1 protein-coding gene is annotated in these 19,422 nt (G+C 72.0%); it reads right to left on the reverse strand.

The genetic code is table 11. The features are described 5' to 3' along the window. Positions 1–26: 26 nt before the first annotated feature. Positions 27–19,391 carry a type I polyketide synthase gene (locus ACZ5IK_RS16260; RefSeq protein ID WP_465488388.1) on the reverse strand — a complete coding sequence of 6,455 codons (19,365 nt, stop codon included), beginning with the start codon at positions 19,389–19,391 and terminating at the stop codon, positions 27–29. Positions 19,392–19,422: the final 31 nt, after the last annotated feature.

Raw genomic sequence — 19,422 nt, forward strand, 5'->3', positions numbered from 1 at the left:
GATGGTTCACGATCGGCGGCGCGGATTCACTCGAGTCCGTCGACGAGTGCGAACAGCTCGTCGTCGGAGGCGGTCTCGAGGTCTTCCTCGCGCCGTTTCTTGGTCTTTCCGGCGGTTTGGTCGCCGATGACCTCCAGCAGCCTGCGCAGCCGTTCGCCTGCTTCGGCCCACACCGGTTCGTCGCCCGCCCCGTCCCGCAGCGCGGCTTCGAGCCGGCCGATCTCGGCCAGCACCGGCTCCGCGGCGTCGTCCGGGCCGTCCGGCAGCAGTTCGGTCCGCAGCCACGCGGCGAGTTCGCTCGGGGTCGGGTAGTCGAACACGAGCGTCGCGGGCAGTTGCCGCCCGGTCGCGGCACCGAGCCGGTTGCGCAGTTCCACCGACGTCAGCGAGTCGAACCCGAGGTCCTTGAACGCCTTCCGGTCCTCGATCGCGTCCGCCGAGGCGTGCCCGAGCACGATCGCCACCTCGGTGCGCACCAGTTCGGTGAGCACCCGCTCCTGCTCCGCGCGGCCCAGTCCGGCCAGCCGGGCGGCCAGGTCCCCTTCGGGGCGGGCCGACGGCTCGGCCGCGGTGCTCGCCATCCGGCGGATCTCCGGCAGGTCCCGCATCAGCGGCGCGGCGCGCAGCCCCGCCGTGCCCGGCCCCGAGGCGAGTTCGGTCCAGTCGACGTCCATCACGGTGAGCACCGGGTCCGGTCCGCGCAGGGCCTCGCCCAGCGCCCGCGCGGCCAGCCTCGGGTCCATCGCGGGCATCGCGCCGCGTTCGAGCCGTTTGCGCGCCGCCTCGGTGGACTCGGCGAGCCCGCCACCGGCCCAGACACCCCAGGCCACCGTCAGCCCGGCCAGCCCACGCGACCGGCGATGCTCCGCCAGCGCGTCCAGGTACGCGTTCGCCGCCGCGTAGTTGCCCTGCCCCGGACCGCCCAACGTCGAAGCCGCCGAGGAGAACAGGACGAACGCATCCAGGTCAAGATCCGCGGTCAGCTCGTCCAAGTCCTTCGCCGACGCGGCCTTCGCGGCCAGCACCGACTCCAAACGCGGCACCGAAAGCCGGTCCAGCACTCCGTCGTCCAGCACGCCCGCGGTGTGCAGCACGGAGGACAGCTCCGCACCGCACCACTCGACCAAGCCCGCCAACGCCGACCGATCGGTGACGTCGCACGCCACCACCTCGACCGAGGTGCCCAGCGCGGCCAGTTCCGCGACGGTCGCGGCGACCCCGCGTGCCGAGGGACCGGAACGGCTGGTCAGCACGATCCGAGGCGCGCCCTGTTCGGCGAGCCACCTCGCGACATGCCCGGCGATCGCGCCGGTGCCGCCGGTGAGCAGCGCCGTGCCTCGCGGCGTCCACGGCTGCGACGCCGGTCGTCCGGCGTGCACGAGCCGGCGGCCGAGCAGCCCGGCCGAACGGAGCGCGACCTCGGACTCGCCGCACCCGGCGAGCACCGAAACCAGCCGCGCACCCGCACGCTCGTCGAGCGTCTCCGGCAGGTCGAGCAGCCCGCCCCAACGCTCCGGGTGTTCCAAGCCGACCACCCGGCCCAGACCCCACACCTGCGCCTGCACCGGGCTGACCAGGGCCTCCCCCGGCCCGGCCGCCACCGCGCCCCGAGTCGCCAGCCACAGCGGGGCGGTCACCCCGGCGTCGCCGAGCGCCTGCACCAGGCCGAGCGTCGCCGCCAAGCCCACCGGCACCGAAGCGTGCCCGGCGACCGGCGTCTCGTCCAGGGCCAGCAGCGAAACCACCCCGGACACCGCATCGCGGTCTATGTCAGACAGCAGCGCGGTGAACTCGGCACGGTCCACCGTCCCGGCCGGGCATTCGACCACGGCCACGTCCGCGCCCCGGGTTTCCAGCGCTGCCGAGCAATCCCGGGCAGTGTCGGCGTCCGGCGCGACGACGAGCCAGGTCCCGGACAGCACGCGGGCGTCCGGCTCCGAGACCGGAGCCCAGGTGATGCGGTAACGCCAGTTCGCGGTGGTCGACCGGTCCTGTTCGCGTCGCCGCCAGGAGGCCAGCGCGGGCAGCACCTCGTGGAACGGCCGCTTGCTGTCCACCGACAGCGAGTCGGCGAGACCGCTCAGGTCGCCCCCTTCGACCGCCGCCCAGAACTCGGCGTCGGCCGCGCTGTCCTGGACCTCCGTCGCGCCGGCCTTCGGCAGCTTCAGGATGCCTTCCGGCCAGAACCGTTCCGTGCGGAAGGCGTAGGTCGGCAGGTCCAGCCGCTGGCCGGCGGGCAGCACGGCGCGCCAGTCCACGTGCACGCCGCGCACGAAAGCCTGCGCCAGCCCGGCCATCAGGCCGGTGCCGTCCTTGCGCTGCAAGGGGACGAACGCGGCGTCCGCGGTGCCGAGCGCGGACAGCGAACCGTCCGGCCCGACCTCCAGGAACACCGAAATCCCCTGCGCGACAAGGGACTCCACCGCGTCCCCGAACCGGACCGGGCGACGCGTCTGCGCGGGCCAGTACTCGGCCTCGCAGTCAGCGACCAGCTCACCGGTCAACGCACCCGCCCACAGCAGCTCCGGACGCTCGTACGTGAGCCCTTCAGCCACTTCGCGCAGCTCGTCCAGCACCGGATCCATCGCCGCGGAATGGAAGGCATGGCTGACCCGCAGCCGCCGAACCCGATTCCCGCGCTCCTTCCAGAGCGCGACAAGCTGGTCGACCGCCTCGGTCTCACCGGAAACCACCACCGACTCCGGACCGTTCACCGCCGCGATCGACATGCCGTCGACCAGCGTTTCGGCCACCTCGGCCTCCGGTGCGTTGATCGCCGCCATCGCACCACCCACCGGCAACGCCTGCATCAACCGAGCACGAGTAGCCACCAGACGGCACGCATCCGACAGGGACAACACGCCAGCCGCGTATGCCGCGGCCACCTCACCCACCGAATGCCCGACCACCGCATCCACGCGAACCCCGGCCGCCCGCAACACCTCGAACAACGCCACCTCGAAGGCGAACAATCCCGCCTGCGCGAACAAAGTCTGATCGCCGTCCCGGGTTCCCGGATCCAGCACCACATCCCGTACCGCGACACCCAGCTCCAGCTCCAACAGACCCGAAACCCGGTCGAAGGCCTGGGCGAACACCGGGTTCGCCTCGTAGAGGTCCCAACCCATGCCAGCCCACTGCGAACCCTGGCCCGCGAACACCAAACCGACCCGAGCACCCGGATCGGCGACGCCCGAAACCACCGAACCCGACGACACTCCCCCGATCAGGCTGTCCAGCCCGCCCGCCAAATCCTCGCCCAGCACCACGGCCCGGTGCTCGAACACCGACCGCGTAGTCGCCAACGACCACCCGACATCCACCGGATTCAGCCCACGCCCGACCACCCACTCACGAAGCCGACCCGCCTGCGCGGCCAGCCCGTCCGCGCTGCGACCCGACAACACCCAGGCCGTGGGATCGTCGGCCGGCACCGCGGCCGCGGGCTCCGGCGCGGGAGCCTCCTCGACGATGATGTGCGCGTTGGTGCCGCTCATCCCGAACGCGGAGACACCGGCGCGGCGCGGACTTCCGGCGGCCGGCCACGGCGTGTTCTCGGTCAGCAGCTCGACCCGGCCGGCCGTCCAGTCCACATGCGACGACGGATGCTCGGCGTGCAGCGTGCGCGGAACCTCCTGGTGCTGCAACGCCAGCACCATCTTGATCACGCCGGCCACACCCGCCGCGGCCTGCGTGTGCCCGATGTTCGACTTCACCGAACCCAGCCACAAGGGACGGTCCCGATCACGTCCGTAGGTCGCCAGCAACGCCTGCGCCTCGATCGGGTCGCCCAGCGTCGTCCCCGTGCCGTGCGCTTCCACCACGTCCACATCGGACGCCGACAACCCGGCGTTCGCCAGCGCCGCCCGGATAACCCGCTGCTGCGAAGGACCATTCGGCGCCGTCAAACCATTCGACGCACCATCCTGGTTCACCGCCGAACCCCGCACCACAGCCAGCACGCGATGGCCGTTGCGCTCGGCGTCGGAGAGCCGTTCGACGACCAGCATGCCCACGCCTTCACCCCAGCCGGTGCCATCCGCGTCGTCAGAGAATGCCCGGCACCGCCCGTCGGTGGAAAGCCCCTGCTGGCGCGAGAAGTCGACGAACGTGCCGGGGTTGGCCATCACGGTGACCCCGCCGGCCAGCGCCAGCGAACACTCGCCCGAGCGCACCGCCTGAACCGCGAGATGCAGCGCCACCAACGACGACGAACAAGCCGTGTCGATCGTGACCGCGGGCCCTTCCAGACCGAGCACATAGGACAGTCGCCCCGACAGCACACTCGTCGAGTTGCCCGTCATCAGGTGCCCTTCGGCACCGGAACCGGCTTGGCCGGACAGGGTGACGCCGAACCCGTAGCCGGAAGCGAAGCCACCGGCGAACACGCCGGTAGCGGTGCCCTTGAGCGCGGCGGGGTCGATTCCAGAGCGCTCCAGCGCTTCCCACGAGGTCTGCAGGAGCAGTCGCTGCTGCGGGTCCATCGCCAGCGCCTCGCGCGGGCTGATCCCGAAGAACGCCGCGTCGAACTCCGTGGCGTCGCGCAGAAACGCGCCCGACTGCGTGTAGGAGGTGCCGGCGCTGCCCCGGTCGGGGTCGTAGAACCCTTCCAGATCCCAACCGCGGTCAGTCGGGAACGCACCCACCGCATCCGCGCCCGAACGCAACATCTCCCAGAACTCATCGGGACTCGCCGCACCACCCGGGAACCGGCACGCCATCCCCACGATCGCCAACGGCTCGTCCACCGGCACCGCCGCCACGGGAGCCGCGGCCACGGGGGCGGTCAGGTCGCCGGTCAGTTCCTCGCGGAGGAACGCGGCCAGCGCCACCGGCGTCGGGTAGTCGAACACCACCGTCGCGGGCAGCCGCTCGCCGGTCGCCGCCCCCAGCCGGTTGCGCAGCTCGACCGAGGTCAGCGAGTCGAAACCGAGGTCCTTGAACGCCTTCCGGTCCTCGATCGCCTCCGCCGAGGCGTGCCCGAGCACGATCGCCACCTCGGTGCGCACCAGTTCGGTGAGCACCCGCTCCTGCTCCGTCGGGTTCAGCCCGGCCAGCGTGCGGGCGAGGTCGCCCTCGCCGCGCGCAGTGTCCGCGGCGGCCTTGGCGGAGCCGAGCCGCCGCACCTCCGGCAGCTCCTGCACCAACGGCGCGTTCCGCAGCTCGGCGGAGGACTCCAGCTGTGCCCAGTCGACGTCCATCACGGTGACCGCGGCGTCCGGCCCGTCGAGGGCTTCGCCGAGCGCCCGCGCGGCGAGCTGTGGGTCCATCGCGGGCATCAGGCCGCGCTTGACCCGTTCCCGCACGACCTCGCTCGATTCGGCGAAACCGCCGCCCGCCCAGACACCCCAGGCCACCGTCAGCCCGGCCAGCCCGCGCGCCCGGCGATGCTCCGCCAGCGCGTCCAGGTACGCATTCGCCGCCGCGTAGTTACCCTGCCCAGGACCACCCAACGTCGAAGCCGCCGACGAGAACAACACAAACGCATCCAGATCAAGATCCGCGGTCAGCTCATCCAAGTAACCCGCCGACGCCGCCTTCGCCGCCAGCACCGACTCCAAACGCGGCACCGAAAGCCGGTCCACCACACCGTCGTCCAGCACGCCCGCGGTGTGCAACACCGAAGACAACTCCGGACCGCACCACTCGACCAAACCCGCCAACGCCGACCGATCGGCAACGTCGCACGCCACCACGTCGACGGAGGTTCCCCGCTCGGCGAGTAGCGCCGCCGTCCCCGCGACGTCACGCGCACCGGCGCCGGAACGGCTGGTCAGCACCACGCGCGGCGCACCGCGCTCGGCCAGCCAGTGCGACACGTGACCCGCGATCGCGCCGGTCCCGCCGGTGATCAGCACCGCGCCCCGGGGCGACCAGCCCTCGGCATCCCGGCCCCGCGCGGCGCGACCCAGCCGACGGCCGAGCACGCCCGCCGGCCGGATGGCGACCTCGGACTCGCCGCATCCGGCGAGCACCGAAACCAGCCGCGCACCCGCACGCTCGTCGAAGGTCTCCGGCAGGTCGATCAGCCCGCCCCAGCGGTCGGGGTGTTCGAGACCGGCGACGCGGCCGAAGCCCCAGACCTGCGCCTGCACCGGGCTCGTCAGCGTCTCCCCGGCGTCGGCCGCCACCGCACCGCGCGTAGCCAGCCACAGCGGGGCGTCGATGATCGCGTCGCCGAGTGCCTGCACCAGGCCGAGCGTGGCCGCCAATCCCCCAGCCACCACAGGATGCCCCGGCGTCGAGGTCTCGTCCAAGGCCAGCAGCGACAGCACGCCGCGCACCTCGGCGGGATCGACGTCGTCGAACTCGGCCGCGATCTCGAGGCGGTCCGCCGTGCCGGCCGGGAGCCGGATCACCCGGGTCTCCGCGCCGCGCGAGGACAACGCCTCGGCGTAGCCGGTGACGTCGTGGTCCGCCGGGGCGACGAGCAGCCAGGTGCCGGTCAGCGGCCGCGGATCGAGTCCCTCGACCGGCGTCCAGTTGATCCGGTAGCGCCAGTCCGCGGTGGCCGAACGGTTCTGCTCGCGCCGCCGCCAGGAAGCCAACGCGGGCAGTACCTCGCCGAGCTTCGTGTGGTCCTCGATGGACAGTCGATCGGCGAGTTCGGTGAGGTCGCCGTTCTCCACCGCCGCCCAGAATTCGGCGTCGGCGGCGGAGGTGGGGCTGTCGTCCGCACCGGCCTTCGGCATCGCCAGGATGCCGTCCGGCCAGTAACGCTGGTGCTGGAAGGCATACGTCGGCAGCTGCGCGCGGTTCCCCTGGGGAATCAGCGCACTCCAGTCGACACTCACGCCCTGCACGAAGGCCCGCGCCAGCCCGGCCATCAGGCCGGTGCCGTCCTTGCGCTGCAACGGCACGAACGCGGCGTCGGCCGGGCTGAGCGCGGACAACGAACCGTCCGGCCCGACCTCCAAGAACACCGAAATCCCCTGCTCCACCAGCGCAGCCACCGCATCCGCGAACCGCACCGCACCCCGCGTCTGCGCGGGCCAATACTCGGCCTCGCAGTCAGCGACCAGCTCACCGGTCAACGCACCCGCCCACAACAACTCCGGACGCTCGTACGCCAACCCCGCGGCCACTTCGCCCAACTCGTCCAGCACCGGATCCATCGCCGCGGAATGGAACGCATGGCTCACCCGCAGCCGCCGAGCACGACGTCCGCGTTCCTTCCACCGCGCCACGATGCGCTCGACCGCATCGACTTCACCAGAGACCACCACGGACTCCGCCCCGTTCACCGCCGCGATCGACACCCCCGGCTCCAGCGACTCCAGCACCTCGGCCTCCGGCGCGTTGATCGCCGCCATCGCACCACCCACCGGCAACGCCTGCATCAACCGAGCACGCGCCGCCACCAGACGACACGCATCCGACAGAGAAAGAACCCCCGCCGCATACGCCGCCGCAATCTCGCCCACCGAATGCCCGACCACCGCATCCGCCCGAACCCCGGCCGCCCGCAACACCTCGAACAACGCCACCTCGAAAGCAAACAACCCAGCCTGCGCGTAAAGGGTCTGATCACTGCCCGGCGTCCCCGAATCCAGCACCACGTCCCGAACCGAAACACCCAGCTCCAGCTCCAACAAACCCGAAACCCGGTCGAAGGCCTGGGCGAACACCGGGTTCGCCTCGTAGAGGTCCCGGCCCATGCCGGCCCACTGCGAACCCTGGCCCGCGAACACCAGACCAACCCGAGCACCCGGATCGGCAACCCCGGACACCACCGAACCCGACGACACCCCAGCCGCCAAATCCGATAAACCGCCCGCTAAATCCTCGCCCAGCACCACGGCCCGGTGCTCGAACACCGACCGCGTAGTAGCCAACGACCAGCCGACATCCACCGGATCCAGCCCACGCCCGACGACCCACTCGCGAAGGCGACCCGCCTGCGCGAGCAACCCGTTCGCGCTGCGACCCGACAACACCCAAGGCCGCACACCCGACACCACCGGAGCCGGCTCCACCGCCGGAACCTCTTCGACGGCAGGCGCTTCTTCCACGATCACATGCGCGTTCGTACCGCTGATCCCGAACGCCGACACGCCTGCCCGGCGAACCCGTCCCGCGGATTCCCAGGCCACGTTCTCCGTCAGCAATTCGACCCGACCGGCCGTCCAGTCCACATGCGACGACGGCGTCTCGGCGTGCAGCGTGCGCGGAAGTTCCTTGTTCCGCAGCGCCAACACCATCTTGATCACACCAGCGACACCGGCCGCGGCCTGCGTGTGCCCGATGTTCGACTTCACCGAACCCAGCCACAGTGGACGGTCCCCAGTCCGTTCCTGGCCGTAAGTCGCCAGCAACGCCTGCGCCTCGATCGGGTCGCCCAGCGTCGTCCCCGTGCCGTGTGCCTCCACCACGTCCACATCGGACGCCGACAACCCGGCGTTCGCCAGCGCCGCCCGGATGACCCGCTGCTGCGAAGGACCGTTCGGCGCGGACAGACCATTGGACGCACCGTCCTGGTTGATCGCGCTTCCCCGCACCACGGCGAGGACTTCGTGGCCCTTGCGCCGAGCATCGGAGAGCCGTTCGACGACCAGCATGCCCACGCCCTCGGCCCAGCCGGTGCCATCGGCGTCATCCGCGAACGCCCGGCATCGCCCGTCCACGGACAAGCCCTGCTGGCGCGAGAACTCGACGAAGGAGAACGGAGTCGCCATCACCGTGACACCACCGGCCAGTGCCAGCGAACACTCGCCCGAGCGCACCGCCTGAACCGCGAGATGCAGCGCCACCAACGACGACGAACAAGCCGTGTCGATCGTGACCGCGGGCCCTTCCAGACCGAGCACATAGGACAGTCGCCCCGACAGCACACTCGTCGAGTTGCCCGTCATCAGGTGGCCTTCGACCCCGGCGCCGTCCTGACCGGTCAGCGCCATGCCGATGGCATAGCCGGAGCCGAAACCGCCCGCGAACACGCCGGTGGCGCTGCCCTTGAGCGTGGTCGGGTCGATCCCGGCGCCTTCCACCGCCTGCCAGGCGGTTTCCAGCAGCAACCGCTGCTGCGGGTCCATCGCCAACGCCTCGCGCGGGCTGATCCCGAAGAACCCGGCGTCGAAACCGGTGGCGTCCCGCAGGAAAGCACCGGAACGGGTGTAGGTGGTGCCTTCGCTCTCCCGGTCCGGGTCGTAGAACCCTTCCAGATCCCAACCTCGATCGGTCGGGAACGCACCCACCGCGTCCGTACCCGAACGCAACATCTCCCAGAACTCATCAGGACTCGCCGCACCACCCGGGAACCGGCACGCCATCCCCACGATCGCCAACGGCTCGTCCACCGGCAGCGCCGCCACGGGGGCCACCGGCACCGCGACCTGTTCCTGGTCGCCCATCAGCTCGCCGCGCAGGAAACCGGCCAGCGCGAGCGGCGTCGGGTAGTCGAACACCAGCGTGGCGGGCAGCCGCAGCTTGGTGGCCGCGTTGAGCTGGTTGCGCAGTTCCACCGAGGTCAGCGAGTCGAACCCGAGGTCCCGGAACGCCTGCCGGGCCTGCACCATCTCGGCCGACGCGTGCCCGAGGACCACCGCGGCCTGCGCGCGGACCACATCGGTCAGCACGCGTTCCTGTTCGGCGTGGCTGAGCCCGGCGAGCCGCTGCGCCAGCTCGCCCGCCGCCGGGGCCGCGGTCCGGTTCGCCGCGGTGGCGGCGGCCAGCCGGCGGATCTCCGGCATATCCCGCACCAGCGGCATCCGGTGCACTTCGGCGGTGCCCGCGGCGGACCCGAGCTGCTCCCAGTCCACGTCCATCACGGTGACCACGGGGTCGGTGCCCGCCAGCGAATCGGCCAGCGCGCGCACGGCGAGCTTCGGCTCCATCGCGGGCATCGGGATGCGGCGCATCCGCGACCGGATGGCCTCGTTCGAGTCGGCCAGCCCGAGCCCGGCCCACAGCCCCCAGGCGATCGACAGACCGGCCAGCCCGCGCGCCCGGCGATGCTCCGCCAGCGCGTCCAGGTACGCATTCGCCGCCGCGTAGTTGCCCTGCCCCGGACCGCCCAACGTCGAAGCCGCCGACGAGAACAGCACGAACGCATCCAGATCGAGATCCGCGGTCAGCTCGTCCAGGTGAGCGGCGGCCGCTGCCTTCGCCGCCAGCACCGTCTCCAGGCGCGGCACCGTCAGCCGGTCCACAACGCCGTCATCCAGCACCGCGGCGGTGTGCAGCACCGAAGACAACTCCGGACCGCACCAGGCGATCAGCCCGGCCAACGCCGACCGATCGGTGACATCGCAGGAAACCACGTCCACCGCGGTGCCCTGCTCCGCCAGCCACGCCGCCGTCTCGGCGACGCCGGCCGCAGCGGGCCCGGAACGTCCGGTCAGCACCACGCGCGGCGTACCCTGCTCAGCCAGCCAACGCGACACATGACCGGCGATCGCGCCGGTGCCGCCGGTGACCAGTGCCGTGCCTCGCGGCGACCAGGTCCGGCCCGCACGCGGGCGAGGCACCCGCGACAGACGGCGGCCGAGAATCCCGGCCGGGCGCAGGGCCACCTCGGGCTCCCCCGCCCCGGCGAGCACCGAGGCGAGCCGCGCACCCGCCCGCTCGTCGAAGGTCTCCGGCAGGTCGATCAGCCCGCCCCAACGCTCCGGGTGCTCCAAGCCGACCACTCGGCCCAGGCCCCAGACCTGCGCCTGCACCGGGCTCGCGAGAGTCTCGCCCAGCCCGGCCGCCACGGCGCCGCGGGTGAGCACCCACAGCGGCACGTTCTGCCCGGCGTCGCCGAGCGCCTGCACCAGGCCGAGCGTCGCCGCCAAGCCCACCGGCACCGAGGAATGCCCAGCCACCGGCGACTCGTCCAGCGCCAGCAGCGACACCACCCCGGACAGCTCGCCGAATTCGACTCCCGCCAGGATTTCGGCCCGGTCCACGACACCGGCCGGGACCTCGGCCACGACGACCTCGGCACCACGCGCGGACAACGCGGCCGCGCACACCGGCTCGACGCCCTCGGGGACCACCAGCAGCCAGGCACCGCTCAGCGACCCGGTCCCGGGTTCCGCGACCGCGGCCCAGCCGACCCGGTACCGCCAGTTCGCGGCGGTCGAGCGGTCCTGTTCCCCGCGGTGCCAGGACGCCAGCGCTGGCAGCACCTCGTTGAACGGGCGCGCCCCTTCCCGCGATAGCGTTTCGCCGAGCGAAGCCAGGTCGCCCTTCTCCACGGCCGACCAGAATTCGGCGTCCGCCGCGGAGCTGACGAGATGGCCGTCGCCAGTGGATTTGGCTGTCGGCAAGGGAAGCGCACCGGAGGGCCAGTACCGCTGGTGCTGGAACGCGTAGGTGGGCAGTTCGATGGGCCGCCCGGCGGGCAGCAGCAAGGTCCAGTCCACCGAGGCACCGCGCACGAAGGCTTCGGCCATCGACCGGACCACTCGGGCGGCGCTGTCGTCGTCGCGCCGCAGGGTGCCACACACCGCGGCGACCACCGCGCCGGGACCCGCGGCGGCCGCGGCGTCCTCGACGGTGTCGTTCGTCGCGCCGAGAAGCACCGGATGCGGCGTCACCTCGATGAACAGCTGGTAGCCGCGGTCGGCGAGGATGCGCACGGCGCGCTCGTAGTACACCGGCGCGCGCAGGCTTTCGTACCAGTAGCCGGCGTCGAGTTCTTCACCGGTGAGGTTCTCCCCGGTCATCGCCGACACCATCGGCACCCGGCCACGCCGCGGCTCGATCCCCGCCAGCACCGCGCGGATCTCGGCTTCCAGGCTTTCCACCTGCGCACAGTGCGACGCGTAATCCACCGCGACCATCCGCGCCCGCACGCCTTCGGCGTCCAGTTCGGACTTCAGCTCCGCCAACGCCTCCGGCGCGCCGGAAACCACCACCGCGGACGGACCGTTCACCGCGGCGAGCGACAGCCGCTCGCCCCAGCGGCCCAGCCGCTTTTCCACTTCCCCGGCAGCCGCGCTCACCGACAACATGCCGCCCAGACCTGCCAGAGCCTTCAGAGCCTTCGACCGCAGCGCAACAACCTTCGCACCGTCCACAAGGGACAACATCCCCGCAACCGTCGCCGCCGCGATCTCGCCCTGCGAGTGCCCGATCACGGCATCCGGACGGACGCCGGCCGCCTCCCACATCGCGGCGAGAGACACCATCACCGCCCACAACGCAGGCTGCACGACATCCGCCGACTCCAACTCGCCTTCGAGCACATCGGACAGCTTCCAGTCCACAAAGGACTCCAAAGCCACCTCGCACTCCGCCAGCCGCGCCGCGAACACCGGGCTCACCTGCGCGAGTTCACGCCCCATGCCGACCCACTGCGAACCCTGGCCCGCGAACACGAACGCCACTCGGGTGCTGGCCTCCGACACCCCCGAGACCAGCTCGGAGGAGGTCACCCCGGCGGCCAGGCTTTCGAGCCCGCCGGACGGCTCGCCGACGACCACCGCGCGGTGTTCGAACACCGACCGGGTGGTGGCCAGCGACCAGCCCACGTCGACCGGGTCCGCGTCCGGATTCGCCAGCGCCCATTCCCGCAACCGGCCCGCCTGCGCCGCCAGCGCGGCGCCGGACCGGCCGGACAGCACCCACGCGCCCGCGCCGGACAGCACCGGCTCCGGAGCCGCGACCTCCGCGGTGCCCTCGGTGTCCTCGAAAGCGGGGGCTTCTTCCATGATCACGTGCACGTTGGTGCCGCTGACGCCGAACGCCGAAACCCCGGCGCGGCGGACCCGGTCACCGGGCGTCCACGGCCGCTTTTCGGTCAGCAGCCGGACATCTCCGGCCTCCCAGTCCACATGGGACGAAGGCGTGTCCACGTGGAGCGTCCGCGGAAGCTCTTCGTGCTGCAACGCGAGCACCATCTTGATCACGCCCGCCACACCCGCCGCGGCCTGCGTGTGCCCGATGTTCGACTTCACCGAACCCAACCACAACGGACGATCCCGATCCCGCCCATACGTCGCCAACAACGCCTGCGCCTCGATCGGATCACCCAGCGTCGTCCCCGTGCCATGCGCTTCTACCACGTCAACGTCCTCAGTGGACAAACGCGCACTCGCCAGCGCCGCCCGGATGACCCGCTGCTGTGAAGGACCATTCGGCGCCGTCAACCCGTTCGACGCACCATCCTGATTCACCGCCGAACCCCGCACCACCGCCAGCACCGGGTGCCCGTTGCGCCGGGCATCCGACAGCCGCTCCAGTACGAGCATGCCCGCGCCCTCGGCCATGCCCATGCCGTCCGCGGCGTCCGCGAACGCCTTCGACCGGCCGTCGGCCGCGAGACCGCGAGCGTGGGAGAAGGCCAGGAATCCGTCCGGGCTGGCCATGACCGTGGCCCCGCCGGCCAGCGCCAGCGAGCATTCGCCGCCGCGCAGCGCCTGAGTCGCCAGATGCAGCGCGACCAGCGAAGAAGAGCACGCGGTGTCGACGGTGACGGCCGGGCCTTCCAGGCCGAGCGCATAGGAAACCCGCCCGGACAGCACGCTGGCCGCGTTGCCGGTCATCAGGTGCGAGCCGAGGTTCTCCAGCTCCTCCTCGTCCTCCATGGTGAGCGCCAGGTAGGAAGAGCCGTAGCCGCCGACGAACGCGCCGGTCTGGGAGCCGCGCAGCGTCGCTGGGTCGATCCCGGCGCGTTCGAACGCCTCCCACGAGGTCTCCAGCAGCAACCGCTGCTGCGGGTCCATCGCGAGCGCCTCGCGCGGGCTGATCCCGAAGAACCCGGGGTCGAACGCACTGGCCTCCCGGAGGAAACCGCCGACCTGCGTGTAGGAGGTCCCCGTGCGTTCGGAATCCGGGTCGTAGAGCGCCTCCAGGTCCCACCCTCGGTCGGTCGGGAAGGTGGAGAGCCCTTCGCCGCCGGTGGAGAGCATCTCCCACAGCGTCTCGGGGCTGGTCGCGCCGCCGGGGAACCGGCAGGCCATGCCGACGATCGCGATCGGCTCGCCGTCCACCACCGCCTGCGGCGCCGGTGCGGCGGCGGACGCTTCGACGCCGGCGAGGTCCTCCAGGTCGTCGGCGAGCTGCTCCCACAGGAAACCGGCCAGTGCCACCGGGGTCGGGTAGTCGAAGACCAGCGTGGCGGGCAGCCGCAGCCCGGTCGCCGGGTTCAGCCGGTTCCGGAACTCGACCGCGATCAGCGAGTCGAACCCGAGGTCGGTGAACGGCTTGCCCGGCTCGATCGCGTCGCCGGAGGAGTGCCCGAGCACCGCGGCCGCGTGCGTGCGGACCAGGTCGACCAGCACCCGGTCGCGTTCCGCCCCGGCCAGCCCGGCGAGTTCGCGGCGCAGCCCGTCGGAAGCGCCGGCACCCCCGGTGTCCGCGGCGGCGACCGCACGGCGCGGGAGGAAATCGTCGGCCAGCACCTTCCACAGCGCCGGGATGCCGGTCGCGGCGGCCTGCGCGCGCAGCGCCGTCTTGTCCAGCCGCGCGGTGACAAGGTTCGCGTCGGCGCGGCCGAGCGCGAGGTCGAGCAGGACGAGGCCTTCCTGCTCGTCCAGTGCCATCAGACCGGAACCGGTCATCCGGCGCAGCATGACCTCGTCGAGGTCGCGGCCGATGCCCGCCTCGGGCATCCACGGCCCCCAGGCGAGCGAGGTGCCCGCGAGTCCGGCCGCGCGGCGGTGCGTGGCCAGCGCGTCGAGGAAAGCGTTGCCCGCGGCGTAGTTCGCCTGCCCGGCGCCACCGAAGGCGGCGGCGACCGAGGAGAAGACCACGAAGTCGGTCAGGTCGAGGTCGCGGGTCAGCTCGTGCAGATGCCACCCGGCGTCGACCTTGGGGCGCATGACCGAGGCGAGGCGCTCCGGGTTCAGCGATTCGACCATGCTGTCGTCGATGACGCCCGCGGCGTGGAACACCGAGCCGAGCGGACAGTCCGCCGGAACGGCATCCACCACCGCGGCCAGCGCGTCGCGGTCCGCCACGTCGCACGCGACGATCCGCACGGAAGCGCCGCGCTCGGCCAGGTCGGCCGCGGTGGCGGCCGCTCCGTCCGCGCCCGCGCCGGAACGGCTGAGCAGGAGCACGCCGTCTGCCCGGCGGGTGGTCACCAGGTGCCGGGCCACGACCCCGCCCAGCGTTCCGGTGCCGCCGGTGATCAGCACGGTGCGCGAATCCGGCGCGGGTGCGATGTCGGCCGGGTCGAGCACCGCCAGCTGACCGGCCGGTCGGGTCAGCCGTCGGCCGTGGGCCTGCCCGTCGCGGACGGCCAGTTCCGGTTCCCCGCTGCCCAGCGCGGCGGCCAGCGCGGCGACCTCCCCGGCGCCGGCGAGGTCGGCCAGCACGATCCGCTCCGGGTTCTCCAGTTGCGCGGACCGCAGCAGACCCCAGACCGCGCCGGAAGCCACGTCCGACAGGTCTTCCCCGGCCCGCACGGCGACCGCGCCCCGGGTGAGCACGACCAGGCGCGCCGGTTCGAGCCTCCGCTCGGCGAGCACGGCCTGCGTCACTTCGAGGGCGTGCGCGGTGACCTGCTGGGTCGCGGCCGTCACGTCGCCGGTGCCGCCCTGCACGCAGGACAGCACGAGCGCCGGAACGGTCTCGGCGGCGACAAGCTCCGCGACGTCTTCGTAGACCTGCACCGGAATCCCGGCCACGCCGAGTCCCTCGGCCACGCCGAACAGGTCAGCGCCGACGAGCGCCCAGTCGCCGCCGGGGATGTTCTTCTCCGCCAACGGCGTCCACTCGACGGTGAAGAACGCTTCCTTCAGCCATTCGTCCCCGGTCTGCAACTGCTCCGGCGAGACCGGCCGGGTCACCAGCGAACCCACGGAAACCACCGCACGGCCGTCGGCGTCCACACCGGACATGCTCAGGTTGCCCTGCGCGTCCCGGCGCAGCCGGACCCGCAGCGTCGCGGCGCCCCGGGAGTGCAGCTGCACGCCCGTCCAGGCGAACGGCATCCGGATCTGGCCCTGATCGCTGTCGCCGTCCGCCTCCGGCTTCGCCGCGTCCGCGACGACTCCGGCCAGCAACGCCGAGTCCAGCAGCACCGGGTGCAGCCCGTACGCTTCCGCGTCCGCGGCCACCTGCTCAGGCAGCGCGACCTCGGCGAAGATGTCCTCACCGCGCAGCCAAACCGCCTGCAGCCCTTGGAAAGCAGGGCCGTACACATCGGCGAGATGCACCGTGTATAGGTCGGAGATGTCGACCGCGGTGGCGTCCCGCGGCGGCCACACCGCGAGATCCGCGGTCTGGACGGGGCTGTCGGAGGCGGCGGCGATCACCGCGGCCGCGTTCTTCTCCCACTCGTGGTCCTCGTCCGGCCGGTCGAGCCGGGAGAAGACGTTCACGTCGCGGCGGCCGGTGCTGTCGGCCGCGGACACCACCACCTGCACCTGCACGCCGGTGTTGTCCGCGGGCAGCACCAGCGGCGCCTGCAAGGTCAGTTCTTCGACCAGCGCGCAGCCGACCTGCCGGCCGGCCTGCGCGACCAGCTCGGCGAATCCGGTGCCAGGCAGCAGAACGACGCCACCCACGGCGTGGTCGGCCAGCCACGGGTGCGAACGCAGCGAAAGCCGGCCCGTGCAGGCGAGCATGCCGCCGTCGGCCAGTTCCACCACCGCGCCCAGCAGCGGGTGCCCGGCGGCGCCGAGGCCCAGCGACGCCGGGTCACCGCCACCGACGGTCTTGGTGCCGGGCAACCCGAGGGTGCCCTTCGGCCAGTAACGCTCATGACGGAACGCGTAAGTGGGCAGTTCCACCCGCTCTCCGGCGGGGAGCACGGCCGTCCAGTCCACAGTGGCACCGGCGACGAAAGCCTCGGCCAGCGAGGTCAGCAGCCGGGTCGCACCGCCATCGTCCCGGCGCAACGTGGCGCACACGGCGGCGGGCTGGGTGCCCGGACCCGCTTCAGCGGCGGCCGCGTCGAGGGTGTCGGTCATGGAGGCCAGCAGCACCGGGTGCGGCGTGACCTCGACGAACAGTTGGTGGCCCGTGCCCGCGAGAGTGCGGACCGCCTTTTCGAAGCGGACCGTGGCGCGCAAGCTGTCGTACCAGTACCCGGCGTCGAGCGCGGTGCCGTCGAGCGGTTCGCCGGTGACGGCCGAGACGAGCGGCACCCGTCCGGTCCGCGGCCGCACCTCGGCGAGCAGGGACTTGATCTCGTCCTCGAGCTGTTCGACCTGCGCACAGTGCGAGGCGTAGTCCACCTTCACCAGGCGCTCGCGGATCCCGTCCGCCTGAAGCTGCGCACGCAGTTCGCCCAGCGCTTCGATCTCGCCGGAGACCACCACCGTCGAAGGACCGTTGATCACGGCGATCGACAGCCGCCCGTCCCACGCCCGCAGCCGCTCTTCGACGCGTTCGACCGGTTCGGTGACCGACAGCATGCCGCCGATGCCGGTGATCGCCCGCAGCGCCCGCGAACGCAGCGCCACCACCTTCGCACCGTCCTCAAGGGACAGAATGCCCGCCACCGTGGCAGCCGCGATCTCGCCCTGCGAGTGGCCGACGACGGCTTCGGGGTCGACCCCGGCCGCTTCCCACACCGCGGCCAGCGACACCATCACCGCCCAGAGCGCGGGCTGCACCAGGTCCGCCGACTCCAGCTCGTTCTGGAGCACTTCGGACAGTTTCCAGTCCGCGAAGGGCTCCAGCGCTCGCTCGCATTCGGCGAGGCGTGCCGCGAAAACGGGACTGACCCGCGCCAGCTCACGACCCATGCCCAGCCACTGCGAACCCTGGCCGGGGAACACGAACACCGTGCGGGCCTGTCCGTGCGCGACGCCGGTCACGACCGAGGAGACCGTCTCCCCGGCGGTCAGCTCGCGCAGACCGCCGACCAGCTCCGCGCGTTCGGCGCCGATCACCACGGCGCGGTGCTCGAAGACGGAGCGGGTGTCGGCGAGCGACCAGGCAATGTCCGCTGTGGACAGTTCGGGGCGGCTGCTCGTCCAGTCGAGCAGCCGTGCGGCCTGCGCGTGCAGACCGTCCGCCGACCGGCCGGAGACCGGCCAGGCGACCGCACCCGACACCACCGGGGTCCGGACTTCGGCGACTTCGGCGGTGTCCTGCGGCTGATCTTCGGTGCTGTCCTCAGCCTCGGTCTCTTCCAGGGCCGGAGCTTCTTCGATGATGAAGTGCGCGTTCGTGCCGCTCACCCCGAACGAGGACACGCTGCCCCGGCGGGTCCGTTCGCCGGACGGCCACGGCCGCGCTTCCGACAGCAGCCGGACGTCCCCGGCCGACCAGTCGATGTGCGGCGACGGCTCGTCGGCGTGCAAGGTCTGCGGCATGCGCTCGTGCTGCAGCGCGAGCACTGTCTTGATCACGCCCGCGACCCCGGCCGCGGCCTGGGTGTGCCCGAAGTTCGACTTCACCGAGCCCAGCCACGTCGGACGGCCTTCCGCCCGGTCCTGGCCGTAGGTGGCGATCACCGCCTGCGCCTCGATCGGGTCACCCAGCGTCGTCCCCGTGCCATGCGCCTCCACCATGTCGACGTCCTGTGGGGACAGCCGGGCGTTGGAGAGCGCCGCGCGGATCACCCGCTGCTGCGAGGGGCCGTTCGGCGCGGCGAGGCCGTTGGAGGCGCCGTCCTGGTTGACCGCGGAACCCCGCACCACCGCCAGCACTGGATGCCCGTTGCGTCGGGCGACCGACAGCCGTTCCAGCACGAGCATGCCCGCGCCCTCGGCGACGCCCATGCCGTCGGCGTCGGCGGAGAACGCCTTGCAGCGTCCGTCCGAGGCCAGGCCGAGCTGACGCGCGAACTGGGTGAACATGATCGGGATCGCGGTGACGGTGACCCCGCCGGCGAGGGCGAGGTCGCATTCGCCGGTGCGGATCGACTGGCAGGCGAGGTGCAGTGCCACCAGCGAGGACGAGCACGCGGTGTCGACGGTGACCGCGGGTCCTTCCAGGCCCAGCGAGTAGGACACCCGGCCGGAGATGACCGAGGTCGAGGTCCCGGTCATCAGGTGGACGTCCAAGTCCTCTTCGGCGGCGAAGCCATAACCGGACAGCGCGGCGCCCGCGAACACGCCGGTCTGCGAGCCGCGCAGCGAAGTCGGGTCGAGCCCCGCCCGCTCCAGCGCTTCCCAGCAGACCTCCAGCAGCACCCGCTGCTGCGGGTCCATCGCGACCGCCTCGCGCGGGCTGACCCCGAAGAATCCGGCGTCGAATCCGCTGGCGTCGTCGATGAACCCGGCCTCGGGCTTGGGCACCGTGCCGTCCGGCTCGCGGCCGAACAGCGCCTCGGCGTCCCAGCCGCGGTCCTCCGGGAACCCGGCGACGCCATCGGTCCCGGTGGAGAGCAGCCGCCAGAACTCCTTCGGCGAAGTCACCCCGCCGGGATAGCGGCACCCGATGCCGACGATCGCGATCGGCTCGCCGTAGCGGTCCTCGACGTCACGAAGGCGCTGACGCGTCTCGTGCAGATTCGTCGTCACCCATTTCAGGTAATCCCGGAGCTTCGCCTCGTCTGCCATCGGTTCTCACCATTCCAGTCGTAAATACACC

It is taken from the genome of Amycolatopsis sp. NPDC031561 (genome assembly GCF_055580625.1).